At 73.4% G+C, this 13,236-nt stretch carries 10 protein-coding genes and 1 riboswitch; of the genes, 4 read left to right on the plus strand and 6 right to left on the minus strand.

The window, feature by feature from the left end:
- The first annotated feature begins 304 nt into the window (after positions 1-304).
- Positions 305-913, plus strand: coding sequence for an ATP-binding protein (locus tag ACGFZQ_RS35760; RefSeq protein ID WP_393843842.1), 609 nt, complete (start codon positions 305-307; stop codon positions 911-913).
- A gap of 294 nt (positions 914-1,207) precedes the next feature.
- The gene (locus ACGFZQ_RS35765) at positions 1,208-1,939 is read left to right on the plus strand and encodes a DUF6454 family protein (protein WP_393843843.1); all 732 of its coding nucleotides are present in this window, start codon (positions 1,208-1,210) and stop codon (positions 1,937-1,939) included.
- Positions 1,940-1,983: 44 nt separating this feature from the next.
- Here the strand turns inward: ACGFZQ_RS35765 and ACGFZQ_RS35770 are convergent, their stop codons facing one another.
- From ACGFZQ_RS35770 to ACGFZQ_RS35785, 4 genes are all read right to left on the minus strand, one after another.
- Positions 1,984-2,235: a hypothetical protein gene (locus ACGFZQ_RS35770; protein ID WP_351734254.1), complete on the minus strand. Its 252-nt coding sequence runs from the start codon at positions 2,233-2,235 to the stop codon at positions 1,984-1,986.
- A 21-nt stretch (positions 2,236-2,256) separates the two neighbouring features.
- Positions 2,257-4,404, minus strand: coding sequence for a hypothetical protein (locus tag ACGFZQ_RS35775; RefSeq protein ID WP_393843844.1), 2,148 nt, complete (start codon positions 4,402-4,404; stop codon positions 2,257-2,259).
- A gap of 107 nt (positions 4,405-4,511) precedes the next feature.
- Entirely contained in the window at positions 4,512-4,970 is a 459-nt protein-coding gene (locus ACGFZQ_RS35780) for a flavodoxin family protein (RefSeq protein ID WP_393843845.1), read from the minus strand.
- 52 nt (positions 4,971-5,022) lie between these two features.
- A complete protein-coding gene (locus ACGFZQ_RS35785) occupies positions 5,023-6,339 on the minus strand; it encodes a lipase family protein (RefSeq protein ID WP_351734248.1) in 1,317 nt (438 codons plus the stop codon).
- Positions 6,340-6,551: 212 nt separating this feature from the next.
- Here ACGFZQ_RS35785 and ACGFZQ_RS35790 point away from each other — a divergent pair, with 212 nt between their 5' ends.
- The gene (locus ACGFZQ_RS35790; protein ID WP_393843846.1) at positions 6,552-7,199 is read left to right on the plus strand and encodes a lipoprotein; all 648 of its coding nucleotides are present in this window, start codon (positions 6,552-6,554) and stop codon (positions 7,197-7,199) included.
- A 39-nt stretch (positions 7,200-7,238) separates the two neighbouring features.
- Here ACGFZQ_RS35790 and ACGFZQ_RS35795 read toward each other — a convergent pair whose 3' ends face one another.
- Complete coding sequence (locus ACGFZQ_RS35795; protein WP_393843862.1) at positions 7,239-9,191, minus strand: DUF1996 domain-containing protein; 1,953 nt, start codon at positions 9,189-9,191, stop codon at positions 7,239-7,241.
- 396 nt (positions 9,192-9,587) lie between these two features.
- Positions 9,588-9,762: riboswitch (cyclic di-AMP (ydaO/yuaA leader) on the plus strand.
- A gap of 8 nt (positions 9,763-9,770) precedes the next feature.
- Here ACGFZQ_RS35795 and ACGFZQ_RS35800 point away from each other — a divergent pair.
- Positions 9,771-11,840: an NlpC/P60 family protein gene (locus tag ACGFZQ_RS35800; RefSeq protein ID WP_393843847.1), complete on the plus strand. Its 2,070-nt coding sequence runs from the start codon at positions 9,771-9,773 to the stop codon at positions 11,838-11,840.
- Between the two features lie 16 nt (positions 11,841-11,856).
- Here ACGFZQ_RS35800 and ACGFZQ_RS35805 read toward each other — a convergent pair whose 3' ends face one another.
- Positions 11,857-12,915 carry an NAD-dependent epimerase/dehydratase family protein gene (locus tag ACGFZQ_RS35805; RefSeq protein ID WP_393843848.1) on the minus strand — a complete coding sequence of 353 codons (1,059 nt, stop codon included), beginning with the start codon at positions 12,913-12,915 and terminating at the stop codon, positions 11,857-11,859.
- Positions 12,916-13,236 lie beyond the last annotated feature (321 nt).

Consider the following 13,236-nt stretch of genomic DNA (forward strand, 5'->3'; position numbering starts at 1 on the left):
AGGGTCACCGTCTCACGCGCTCGTGATCGGCCCACGGACTCATTCGATCACTTCCTGTCGGGAGCAGCATGCACTTCACTTCTTGCAATTTTCAACTTGCCGGTTGCGAGGCGATGTTGGCAGATGCCAGAGTGGACCTACTGCTCCGGCCGACCAAGGAGCAGGCGAAGCAGTCCAGTTGGGGGAAACTGAGCTGCGATCCGGTGCCGTCCAGGCGCGGGTCGTCGTCTGCCCCCGAGCGGCCCGGGGCGGATGCGACCGCTCAGCCCCCCACGCTGCGAAGCCGGACGAAAGGCGCACGGCGATGGCCCCGCCCTCTCTCCCCCAGCCGCTCGACCGACTGCCCGACGACCGGATACCCGGCCTGCCCCGACCGGCCCTCGCGGCCGGCGCCGAGGGCCCGCACCGCCCGTCCGACGCGACGGGCATCCCCCGACCACCCGGAGGCGAACGCCTCGGTCGACTCCCTGGGCCGCAAGGCCTCGACCGGTTCGCCTCCGGGGACCGGCCCACCCCGCACAGCCTGGCGTTCGACCTGGCGCCGACGCCACGGGCGGTGGGCAACGCCCGCCGCAGCGTGGGCGAGCTGCTGGCCTCGTGGGGCGTGTGCGAGGAGGCCTGCGACAACGCGGTCCTGGTGACCTCCGAACTGGTCACCAACTCCATCGTCCACTCGGCCGGCCGGCGGATCATATGCCGGGTGCACGCCGTCCCCGACCGGATCCGTATCGAGGTCGAGGACCAGAGCGGGAGCTTCACGCTCCCGGCGCCCCGGCAGGCCAGACCCGACGAGCAGAACGGGCGCGGGCTGTTCCTGGTCGACGCGCTCAGCCTCGACTGGGGCGTCACGGTCGCGCCGGAGGGATCCTCCGCCCGCGTCGTCTGGGCCGAGCTGTCGACGGCACCGGACTGACCTTCCCTCCTTCTCTCCCCACATCTCAGGAAGCACGTCCTCTCATGAACCATCCCCCCACGCCCGTCCTCGCCGCCGACCCCTCCTGGACCGGCTCCCGTCCGAAGCCCGGCCCCGAACAACCCCGCACCGTCCCGGCCGGCTGACCCCGCTCCCTGTTCCGCCCCGCGGCCCGGGCCTCCTGCGAGGCCCGGGCCGTCGTGTGTCCATGGCGGGTGTCCGGCACGGGATGCGGCCGTCGGGGTCGCGCCGCATGATCGGGGGAAGGGGCCCGCGGCGGAAGGCGGCACCTCGATGAAACGGACTGTCGACGAGGCCATCGCCCGCGTGGCCAGAGCCGCCGAGTGGGTCCTCGTGGACACGGTTCCGCTGGACTTCGCCTGCCACCACCCGCAGGGCATGGACCGGGCCGACGGCAGCTTCTTCGTGAGCAGCGCCGAGATCCTGCGGCCTGCCGAGGCCGTCACCGGCCCGCACGGGACGTCGTACACGCCGGGCACGGGCCGTGGGCACCTCTTCGAGATGAGCCGGCGGGGGCGGCTGCTGCGGCACTGGGAGCTCGGCGAGGACACGGTCTACCACGCGGGCGGGCTCACCCACGACGGGCAGTTCGTGTGGGTCACGGTGGCCGAGGACCGGCCCGACTCGCGGTCCATCGTGTACCGCCTGGACCCGGCGACCGGCGAGGTGGAGGAGATGTTCCGGTACCCGGACCACCTCCGCGGCATCGCCCGTGACCCCGAGACCGGTCTGCTGCACGCGGCGACCTGGGGCGGCCGGCGGGTCGTGGTGCTGTCCACGGACGGCGAACCCGTCGGCGGGGCCCCCGTGCCGAGCCGCCATGTCGACGCCCAGGACTGCGCGGCGGTCACCGCCCGCTCCCCCGCCGGACGCGCGGTCACCGTCCGGGCCGTGGACTTCGAGGTCGCCGACGCCGGCCGGCTCCGGCTGTACGCGCTGCCCGACGACTCCTCGGCGCCGGGCGAGACATGTCTGCTGGTCCTTGAGGCGGCGCTGCGCGGCTGACGACCGGCGGCCCGCGGTACGCCCGGCGTCCGGGCGGCCGCCGGTCAGTTCGCCGCGTGGGCCAGCAAGGCCGTGGCCGCGGAGCGCAGTTGGGCTGCCGCGGCCGCGCAGGCCGTCGCCTGCCGCTCCAGGGTGGTCCCGCTCCACTCCGGTGCCTCGGCGCAGCCGGCCAGGGTGACGGCGGCACCGCGCAGCCGTTGCGCGTACCCGTCCATCCGGTCGGCGTCGACTCTCAGGTCGTCGACGTACGCGAGGAGTTCGGGAGCGGCGGTGGCGGGACGGGGTTCGGTCACCATGGGGCGCACCTGTTCTCGGGCTCAGCGCGGCAGCAGCGCGCCGGCGCTTCTGTGGGCCACGAACCGCGGGCTGGTCAGGACGAACCCGGGCCGGACGGTGTCGAGTTCGAGGATCTGGAGGTGGCGGGCCAGCGGCCCGTGCCCGCCGTCGAGCCGCAGCCGTACCCGGGGGCGGGCGTGGAGGCGCGGTCGGCCGGCGGCGCGGACCAAGGTGCGTACGGTGCTGTCGCCCCGGCGGCCGTAGAGCACCCAGTCCGCCTCCGGACAGCGCACACCGGGGCCGGGACCGCCCTCGACGCTCAGGCCCAGTTCCGGTGCCTCGACCCGCAGGGCACGTCCTTGCAGGGCGACCTCGGCGGATCCGTGCACGGCCGGCTGGGCCCAGAGCTCCTCGGCCACCGCCCGCGCCTCCTCGGTGCCGACGGCGAGCGAGACGACGTACCGTCCGGTGCGGCGCAGGTCGACGCGGCGCAGCAGGTCCCTGGCGAGGTCGTAGGCGTGCGGCCGCCACAGGTCGTCGACCAGGACGGACAGGCCGAGTTCGGTGTAGGGGCCGATGGTGGTGCAGCGGTGCTCGTAGAGGGAGAGCACGGCCAGGGCGCGGCGGCCGAAGCGGGCGGGGACCATCCAGGTGACGTCCGGCAGCAGACTGCGGGCGACGTCGGTGTCGACCGGGTAGCACAGGTGGGCGGCGGAGGAGTCGTAGTAGCGGACCGGCACGTCGACCGGGCCCGCCGAGGTGGGGACGCTGGTGGTGGGGACGGTCAGCAGGGGGTAGCCCTCGGGCGGCCGGGCGGGGTCCTCGAACCGGTAGACGCGGGTGCGTTCCACCGGGCCCCGGTAGGGGGTGAGGGCCTGGTCGACGTCCCGGGTGACCTGCGGGATCACCGTCTCCAGGTGGTCGATGTAGACGCGGAGCAGGTGGCAGTGCGGGAACTCGTGGTCGGGGCCGGTGTAGTCGGCCCGGTACCCGTTGGGGTGCGGGTCGAAGGCGGAGCCGGCGCCGCGGTCGTCGAGGGCCGGGACGATGTCGTGCCGGTTGGTGATGCCGGCGACCCAGGTGCGCGGGTCGGCGGGCCTCCTGTCGCCGGTCGGGGAGCCGACGGTGACCACGTGGGTGACCCGGTAGGCACGGCAGAACTCCTCGTCCTGGGCGAGGTTCAGCAGCGCGATCCCGCCCTCGCCGTGCCCGACGAGCGCGAGGTCGGCGCCGCGCGGGACACCGTGGTCCCGGATCGCCAGCAGGATCGAGCGGGTGTAGGGCGAGTCGGCCATGAACAGGTTGCGCCAGGCGTCGGCGAAGTTCTGCGGGGAGTCGTCGCGGGGGCGGCCGGCGGCCGTGCCGGGTGCCTGGACGACGTACCGGAGCACGTCGTCGGGGCCACGCACCTCCTGGACCAGGACACGGCCCCCGGCGTCGAGGACGTCCAGGTTGCGCAGGAAGGCGAGCAGCGAGCCCTCGGTGGCGATGCCCCGGGCCTCCCGGGTGGACGGTTCGACGGCCTGGACGGCGCCTTCGTCCCGGTCCGTGGCTGAGGGGTGGGCGGCGCTGATGCCCCGCACCGGGCCGGTGGTCAGCTCACGGCCGGCGGCGAGCGCCCAGGCCGTCTCGTCGTTGACCGGGTCCTCGCCCAGCAGGCCGCGGATGGCCAGGAGTTCGGCCAGGATCGGGGCCAGTTGGGACAGGGCCCGCTGGGCGCCCCGGTCCTTGAACAGGGACCGCAGCGCGCGGACGGCCTCCAGGTCCCGGTCGGCGGTGACCGCGGCCGTCAGCCGGCGCATGCCCGGGTCGCGCCCGAACTCGGGGTGGTCGAGCAGGACGGCGGCGATCCTCAGCCGCAGGGAGGTGACCGCCACCAGCGCGGCGAGGCTCTCCCGGCCCAGCGCCTCCCCCGCCGCGCCGAGCAGCCGGCCCATGCCGTCCGGTGCCACGATCGCCGAACCGCCGAGCCCCTGACTGTTGGTGAGCGCCCGCAGCAGCGCCCAGCGGGCGGCGCAGCCGGTGCGCGGGCGGTGGCGCGCGGAACTCGTCAGCGCCGGGGCGAAGAGGACGGAGCTGGTCCGTGCGCAGACCTCGCGGATGCCCTCGGCGACGTCCACGACGTCACGGGCGCAATCCCGCAGCAGTTCCTCCGTGGGCGGCCCGGAGGCATGCCCATGCGCTGCCATCCGACGCTCCCTCGGATCGACGACATGGCCTGGTCCCATCGTGTGCCCTGGACCGGGCGCGCGCACCTTCGTCCATGCGGGTGACGGAGGGCGCCGCGCAGAGCGCCTCAGGCGTCTTCGGCGAGGCCGGCGGCGACGGTCGCCCCAAGTTCCCAGCACGCCTCGATGTCGGCCTTGCCGGGCTCGCCCGTCACGGTGACCGGCTGGGCCGCCCGGCGCCAGCCGAGCCCCGTGGTGATGGAGTCGAGGGCGCGCAGGGCGCCGGTGACGTCGTTGCCGCCGTGCACGTAGGCGCCGAAGGGACGGCCCTGTGTCTCGTCCAGGCACGGGTAGTAGATCTGGTCGAAGAAGTGTTTGAGGGCGCCGGAGACATATCCGAGGTTGGCCGGGGTTCCGAGGAGGTAGCCGTCGGCCGCCAGCACGTCGGAGGCCGTGGCGGACAGCGCCGCCCGCCGCACGACCCGGACGCCCTCGATCTCCGGGGTCGTCGCCCCGGAGACCACGGCCTCGAACATGGCCTGGCAGTGCGGCGAGGGGGTGTGATGGACGATCAGCAAGGTAGGCACACCGGCACCCTGCCGTGCGTGGCCCGCCGACGGCAAACGGTGGGGCCGCCGGTCAGGGCTGTACGGGCATGGTCCAGCAGTTGGAGACGGCCGGCAGGCCGGACAGCCGGGCCGTGAGCCAGGCGACGGCGTCGCCCTGGTCGGTCAGCAGGGGCGCGAAGTGGTTCAGCAGGGCGCGGCCCGCGTCCGGCAGCACGACCGGCACATAGGTGACGTCCGCGCCTTCGTCGCACCAGTCGACGGCGAGCCGGCGGGCCTGGGCGTGCGGGACGAGGTCGTCGCTGGCGCCGGTCGCCAGCCGGACCGGGCTCGCCGGTGCCGTCCTGCCGATGCGCTGGTCGTCCAGGAAGGCCTGGAGGGCGGGCTCCTCACCGATGATGTCGGAGATGGAGCTGCCGTCGGTGGTCCAGGCAGTGCTGTGCTGGGAGCCGTAGGCGAGGAGCGCGTCACCGACGCACATCGTCGACAGGTCGGCTAGGGCGGCCCGGCCCGCGGCGCCGAGGTGGGCGTCGACGATCGGCCGCAGCGCCGGGTCGGACTGGACGAAGCCGTTCACCGCCCAGCCGAGGGCACCGGCCAGGTCCGTGCCGTCGATGGCCGCGGTGACGGCGGTGAGGTCGGCGGGCGGCGCCCCGGCGTAGGTGCCGGAGAGGGTGACGTCCGGGGCGTAGTCGGGCTGGAGTTCGGCGGCCGCCGCGGTCGCGCCGCCGCCCTGGCTGTAGCCGAACAGGCCAACCCGCGAGGCGGCGGTGACCGAGGCGCCGGGCACGCTGCGGGCGGCGCGTACGGCGTCCAGGACCGCGTGGGCGCCGTCCAGCCGGTTGACGTAGGTGTGCAGCCGGTCGGTCGCGCCGAGCCCGACGTAGTCGGTGACGACGACCGCGACGCCCTCGGCGAGCAGCCGGTAGATCGACAGGTCCTCGTAACCGACGGACACCGTCTGGCCGTTGAGGACCAGCGGGTGCTCCAGGCCCAGGGAGGCGGCGCACTGGTCGCCCTGGCCCATGGTGCCGGGCGCCAGGGCGACCAGCGGGCGGGCACCGGGGCCGAGCCAGGGCAGCGTCGGCTCGATGTAGGCGCCGGTGACCGCGACGGGGCCGCCCGCCGAGTCGGTGGACTTGTACATCAGCCGGGTCGCACGGCCCGGCAGCGGACCCGGCAGGCTGGGCAGACTCAGGGCCAGCGGGAGGGATTCGGTGCGGATGAGGGTGCCGTCGGCCGTGGGGAGGCCGGTGGGCGGATCGTAGAAGGCGGGGATGGTGACGCCCCGGGAGACCTCCGCCCGGGAGACCGTGGCCTGCGCGGTCTGGACACAGAGGCAGGCGGCAGCGGCGACGGCGGTGGCCAGCAGGCGGATGCGAACGGGCATGGGGGTACCTCCTTGACGTGCGGGACGTGGGAGGTGGTGCGGGGAGTCCCCGACGGTAGCGAGCGCCTTGTTACCCGCGGTAGCAGTCGTCAGGTTACGGTTCAGTAACATGACAGCCCGTCAACAAATGCTCACTGGTCGGAAATCCGTCCAGCCGTGTCGGCGCCCTCGATTACAGTGACCCGCCGGGGACGCCGAAGGGGAGGCAACGGGTGGGGACCCTGGGGAGAAAAGCCGTACCGCTCGCGCTCGCGCTGCTCGCGGGGCTGCTGACGGGGTGCGGGGTGTCGGCGCGCGCGACCGACGTCACGGACTCGGGGCAGGCCTCCAGCGGGGCGGCCCAGAGCGGGGGCACGGTCGGCGCCGCCGGTTCGGCCTGTGCGCTGCCGGTCACGTTCGACATCGCCCGCGGCTGGCAGGCCAAGGCCGTCGACGGCCTGGCCGCGGTCGCCTCGGACGGCACGGACGGCGACCTGGCGGAGAGCCTGCTGCGTCAGGGTCCGGTGACCCTGGCCTGCGAGATCGACGCCAAGCCCGCCGGGGCCATCGGCTTTCTGCGGGTGTCGACCGGAAAGCCGGGCAGCGGTGACGCCGGCGCGGTGCTGCGGGCCTTCGTGGCCGCCGAGGACGGCACCAGCGAGGCCAAGTACCGGACCTTCACGTCGGGCGGGCTCGCCGGGGTACGGGTCGACTACGTCTACACGAGCGAGCTGCTGGACGAGACCAAGAGGGAGTCCGCGCTGGCCGTGGTCACGCCCCGCGGACCCGTCGTACTGCACCTGGGCGGGCTCGACAGCGCGGAGCACGAAGAGATGCTCCCCGCGTTCGAGCTCGCCCAGCAGACGCTGCGCTCCGCCTGACCCCGGACACAGGGGTCAGGCGGAGCCGCGTCGACCGCGTCAGGCCGAGTTCCTCCACCGGGTGCGCCACAGCAGCACGAACCCGGCGGCCAGCAGCAGCCCGCCGAAGACAGCCGGCCACAGGTGGGCGCCGGTCTCGGCGAGATCACCCTGGACGGCCTGCGGCTCGGTCTGGGGTGCGGTGGACGGGGCCTCCTGGCCGGCCGGAGCGGCACCGGCCTCGGTCGCCGTGCCCGTCGCCGTGTCGGGGGTCTGGGTCGCGGGCCGCTCGGTCGGCCGACTGATGACACCGCCCCCCGTACCCGACGACTTCTTGGGCGAGGCACTCGTGTAGACCTGCGGCAGACCGCTGTCGCCGGCGTCGGTCTTCGTCGCGGCCGGCTCGGACGGCTCGGCCGGCGGCTCGGAGGGCTGGGCGCTCTCGGTCTCGGCCGGCGGGTCGGCCGGGGTGGCCGTGTCGCTCGGCTCGGTGACCGGGCTCGCCGTGTCGGACGGCGGGTTCTCCGGGCTCGCCGACTCGGACGGGTCGGGTTCGGCGCTCTGCGACGGCGGCTGCTCGTCGGCCCCCGCCCCGCAGGTACGGCCGGAGTTGATGCAGTCGACCATCTTCCGCATCAGGCTCTCGTCGAAGACGTTGATGAAGTCGCCGTGGTCGGTGACCGGCTTGTGCAGCTGCTCGGGGAACGAGTCCACCGAGAACAGCGGGACCGTACGGCCGCCGTCCTGGAGGCTCGGCGCGTCGACGTCGTAGACGATGCGCTGCACCAGCTGCGGGATCGCCTGGAAACCGGCAGCGCAGCTGCCGTCGGCCGCGGCGAACGCCACATGGGTGCGGTGGTTGGCGCTGTCGATGTTCCGGCCGTCCCAGCAGCTCTGGAACTTGAACGTGCGGACGACGTCACTGCCCGAGGGACAGAGCGGGTACTTGTCCTTGAGCTGCCGGTCCTCGAAACCGGTGCAGCTCCAGGAGGCGTTGGCGTTGGCCGGGCCGTTGACGAAGGCCTTGGCGTCACCGGTGATGATGCGCAGCAGCCGCGGCATCTCGGTGACCTTGGAGGTCGGGTTGCCCTCGAAGGTGAGCGTGACCTGCTTCGCCGTGACGATCTGCCCGGCGTTGCCCTCGGTGCCGCCGCCCGGCTTGTCGGCGTCCCGCTCCTGCTTGCCGTTCTGCAGCCGCAGCACGGGCCAGTAGTACGTGGACTTGTCGCCCTGGTCCGCACAGCTGGTGTCGGCGTTCGCGAGGTCGTCGTCGCTGGCGAAGGCGTTGTTGGACTGGTTGCCGATGTAGTCGTGGAAGTGATGGGCGCCGTTGGAGACACCGGGCGCGACGATCACGTTGTCCGAGTTGAACAGGCCGTTCGCGTTGACGCCGCAGCTGGAGGCGAAGGTGCCGGTGGAGCCGCCGGGCTGCTCGGCCGGGGTCGCGACGTTGGGCTGGACGCTGGTGATGTCGGCGTAGTCGGCGGCGACGGGGCCGTTGCCGCCCTGGCCGCCGATCCCCGCACCCGCGCCGGCACTGGCACTCGCGCTGGCGCTCTGGCTCGGCGTGGCGCCGTCCTGCGGTGCTGCCGACTGCCCGGCGCCCTGGTCGGAGGAGCGCAGGGTGCAGGCGGCGAGGTCGTCGAGGCCCTGGGGGCGGTCGCCCTCGCGGTCGATGGCGTCGGCGATGCGCTGGAGGGATTCGGACCGCTTCTCCTTCAGCGGATCCAGGATCGTCTGGTCGGCGAGGCCGGGGTTCTGCTGGATCGCCGCGGCCGACTCCTTGAGCTGCTGGTAGGCGGCCGCGATCTGCTGGTCCAGCTGCGCGAGTTCACCGTCGACGTCGGCCCGGGCCGCATCGGGCACGTCCGTCAGCCGGCTGCCGACGTCGGGGCAGTAGACGGTGGGCGCGGACAGCACCTGGGCGTTGGCGGTCTGGCCGGACTGGTCCGAACCGCCTTCGGTGGCCGAGGCGTAGACGTTCACCGCGACCAGTACTCCGCCGCCGAGCATCAGAGCGACCGCTGCGAAGGTCGCGCGTTGTGCGCCGGTCGGGCGTCTGCGCCTGTTGGGTCTCAAGGTCGTTCCCCTGCGTGTCGTGGTCGGCCGGACATGGAAATCCCCCGCCCTATACGCGGCATGGCGCCACCGTGTTCAACGGTCCCGGAAATTCACGGTGACCTCACAGGAAGCCGGCTCCTCAGGCAGCCGACGGCACCGCTCCGACGGCCTCACGACGGGAGCGGGATGCGGGCGAAATGCCGTCCCGCACGGCCGGATCTCGAACGCTACGACGAACATCACAATTACGTATCGGACATTACGCACTTCAACCTTCACACGAGTGACACAAGTTGGCTAAGTTGACGGGCAAGCCGCTCGGCTCCCCCCGGCGAATCCCGTCGGGCCGCGCGGCCTCCGCCTAATCCGGTGCCCAACGGGGCGTTCCGGAGCCGGGGACCCAACCGAACCACTGGGGTGAATCGGTCAACTGCCCTTAGGGGCAAGGACCGTAGGGCATGCCTTCCGGATCGACCCGCCCGAACCCGACAGCTAACTCGGTAGGCGGAGCACGGAAGGAGCACGACCCCCATGGCGCCCGAGAGCCGTGACGAGGTTCGACAGCGGATCGACAGCCTCTACGACCAGGCCGAGAACGCCACCGGGAACTACAACGCCACACGTGCGATGAACGGGGGCTCGCGGTCCCGCGGTGTCCCGCTGTTCAAGCGGCCCCGGCGTGACGACCCGGGCCTCGAGAGCATCGCCCGGGAGTGGTTCGACGGCGCGCGATCGCGACTGGGGCCGAGTGTCCCGGCGGCGCTGCCCTCCGACCGGCAGCCTGCCCGGCCCGGCCCGCGGCGGCCGGTCAGCGCCATGGCCGCCGATCTGCTGGGCCAGTTGGAGGGCTCCGGCCCGTCCCGGCCGGAACTGCCCGCGGGGTCGTCCGCGAACAGCGACATCGAGGTCGTCCGTGAACTGCCGGAGCGTCCGAAGCTGGAACTGACGGCCGGGTCCCCCGCGGCGCTGCCCCCGGGACCGTCGAGCGCGTCCAAGGCGCTGCCCCCCGCCGCACCGCAGCGTGCCACCCCGGGCACGTCCAAGACCAAGAGCCAGCTGAAGATCGCCAAGGCGCGCGAGGTGCTGTCGCGGCGCACCGGGCAGCGCGCGATCGCGGCACTCGAACCGGCCGCGCCGGCCTCGCAGCCGGCCCCGGCCGCCCAGACCCCTTGGCCCACGCCCGAGGCCCAGGTCCCGGCCCAGCAGTGGCCGGCCCCCGCCGGCATGCCCGGCCAGTACGGCGACACCGGCTCCTTCCGGACCGACGCCCTGACCGGTACGGGCGCCTTCCCCGCGATGACCGTGACGGACACGGGTGCCATCCCGACGGTGCCCGCGACGGACAGCGGCTCCTTCCGCGTCATGACCCCGGGCGCCGCCCAGCCCACGTCCCCTGCGGACACGGGTGGCTTCCGCATCATGACCCCGGGCGCCACAACCGCCTTCCCGGCCGTGACCGCCATGGACGCCGGTGCCATGCCGCCCGCGAGCCCCGGCGACACCGGCTCCTTCCGGGTCATGACCCCGGGCGCCACCGGCACGTTCCCGATGCCGGACGACACCGGCGCCTTCCCGACCGTGACCCCCACGAACACGGGCGCCTTCCCGACGGCCGCCCCCACCAACACCGGCGCGTTCCCGACCGCCGCCCCCGCCATGTCCGCCGCGCCCGTCCCGGGTCCGATGGACACCGGTTCCTTCCCCGGTATGGCGCCGGCCGCGACCGCCGCCTACGCCAGCGTGCCCCCGGCCGCGGCGGAGACCGTCTATCCCGCCGCCTACGCCGTGCCGGCCCCCGCCGCCATGCCGCAGGCCGACCTCGGCACCGGCGCCTTCCCCGGCGCACCCGCCGCCGACATGGGCGCCTACGCCACCGGAATGCAGCCCGCGGCCGCCGCCTACGCCACCGCCCCGGCGATGCCCGCGCCCCAGGCGCCGATGCCCACGGCAGTGATACCCACGGCGGTGACGGACCCTCCGTGGGCGATGATGGCGTCCCCCGCCGCGATGACCGCGCCCCCCATGGCGATGGCCACCGCGGCCCCGGTCGCCCCGGCCCCGCTCCCCGCCGCCGCCCCTGTCCCGGCCGCGCCCCCGGTGGTCACCGCCCCCGTCCCGACCGCGCCGCCCGTGGTCACCGCCCCGCTCCCCACCGTGCCCCCGGCCGCCGCCGCGGCCACCTTCGCGCCCGGCGCCGTCACCGACACCGGCTCCTTCCTCGTGCCCGGTGCCGCGGCCGAGCCCGGCAAGGCCATGAAGGCGCTGGCGTTCGCCCGGGCGCAGATCGGGCGCCCCTGTGTCTGGGGCGCGACCGGTCCGGAGTCGTACGACTGCGCCAGCCTCACCCAGGCCGCCTGGCGTGCCGCCGGGGTGTCGCTGCCGCGCAGCGCGCCGGACCAGACCTTCGCCGGCACCCCGCTGACGCTGGCCGCCATCGAGCCCGGTGACCTGGTCTTCTTCTTCGACAACGACAGCCACGTCGGGGTCTACGCGGGCAACGGCATGATGATCCACGCACCGAGCCCGGGGGCGTCCATCCGCGAGGAGTCGATCTACAACGCCGGGGAGTCGGCGATCCACCGGGTGGTCCGCCCGGCCTGAAACCCCGCCGTCGGGGTCAGACCCTCCGCCGCCGCGTGCGCCAGCTCTCGTGGTGGTCCAGGAGGGTCTGCTCGACAGGCCGGTAGGTGAGGCCCAGTTCGTGGACGCCGCGGCTGTTGTCGACGCGGAAGCGGATGCCGAGGTGCTTGCGTATGTAGTCCTGGGTGAGACCGAAGGACGGGCCGAGGATCCGTACCGGCCAGTGCGGGAGCGCGGTGCGCGGCAGACGCGGATCCCAGGGACGGCGGGTGCGGATGATCCGGGACATCTCGTGGAAGGACATCATCGTCTCGTTGGCCACGATGTAACGGCCGCCCGCCGCCGGGTTCTCCGCCGCCGCGATGTGCGCGTCGGCCACGTCGCGGACGTCCGCGGTGGTGAAGCTGAAGTCCGGGGCGCCGTAGCAGAAGTAGCCCTTGAACAGCTCGTCCAGCAGGAACAGGCTGCCGGACTCGGAGGCGGGCGTGAGCGAAGGGCCCAGAATCAGGCCGGGGTTGACGGAGACCATGCGCCAGCGGTCCTGGGCGGCCTCGGCGTCCCAGGCGGCTCGTTCGGCGACCGTCTTGGCGTAGTGGTAGGGGTTGCCGGCCACCGTGCTGGTGGTGTTGAAGTACTTCTCCGTCAGGATCTCGCCGGCCATCTCGCGGACGTCGGAGTAGTCGCCGAAGATCGCGCCCACGGTGGAGGTGAAGACCAGGGTCGCCACGTCCGGGGTACGGTCCACGCTCGCGAGCACGTTGCGGGTGCCGAGCAATGCCGGGTCCACGACGTCCCGTTGGCCGTCCTTGATCCGCTCCGGCATCAGGAACGGTGAGGCCACGTGGAAGACGGTCGCACAGCCGCGGAACGCCTCGTCGAAGGAGCCGTCCTTGAGCAGGTCGGCCTCGAACAGGGCGAGCCGGCCGGGGAAGGCCTCCTGGAGTTCCCACAGGGGACGGACCTTGGCCGCGGCGGAGACGCGCCGGACGGTCGCGTGGACCCGGTAGCCGCGCTCCAGCAGCCTGCGCACCAGATGGCTGCCGACGAATCCGCTGCCGCCGGTGACCGCGACGGTCGTCTCCACGCGTGCGTCCACGCTCTCACCCCTCGCCCTCCGGCCACCGCGCCTCGGTGCGCCGCAGAGGACAGGTTGGTGCATACCCGGGGCGCCCGCCAAGCACCGGGAGACCACCATGACAGCGCGGAAGTCATCAGCCGGACCCGATACACGTCATAAGATCGGCTTATGAGGTCATAGACCGGACCCGCGTACAAACTTAGGACTGCCTTAGTTTAGGCTTCCCGTTCGAGATCGATTGTCCTCACTCGAAGGGAACCTGATCATGCCGCGCCCCCTGCGGGTAGCCATCGTCGGAGCCGGCCCCGCCGGGATCTACGCCGCCGACGCCCTGCTCAA

The sequence above is a fragment of the Streptomyces sp. NPDC048254 genome, from assembly GCF_043201895.1.
Taxonomy (GTDB): domain Bacteria; phylum Actinomycetota; class Actinomycetes; order Streptomycetales; family Streptomycetaceae; genus Streptomyces.

Coding starts and splice junctions, on each gene's coding strand:
- ACGFZQ_RS35770 (WP_351734254.1), bottom strand. CDS start 2,235: ATGGTGACCGAACCCCGTCCCGCCACCGCCGCTCCCGAACTCCTCGCG.
- ACGFZQ_RS35795 (WP_393843862.1), bottom strand. CDS start 9,191: ATGCTCGGCGGCGGAGTACTGGTCGCGGTGAACGTCTACGCCTCGGCC.
- ACGFZQ_RS35760 (WP_393843842.1), top strand. CDS start 305: ATGGCCCCGCCCTCTCTCCCCCAGCCGCTCGACCGACTGCCCGACGAC.
- ACGFZQ_RS35765 (WP_393843843.1), top strand. CDS start 1,208: ATGAAACGGACTGTCGACGAGGCCATCGCCCGCGTGGCCAGAGCCGCC.
- ACGFZQ_RS35785 (WP_351734248.1), bottom strand. CDS start 6,339: ATGCCCGTTCGCATCCGCCTGCTGGCCACCGCCGTCGCCGCTGCCGCC.
- ACGFZQ_RS35800 (WP_393843847.1), top strand. CDS start 9,771: ATGGCGCCCGAGAGCCGTGACGAGGTTCGACAGCGGATCGACAGCCTC.
- ACGFZQ_RS35775 (WP_393843844.1), bottom strand. CDS start 4,404: ATGGCAGCGCATGGGCATGCCTCCGGGCCGCCCACGGAGGAACTGCTG.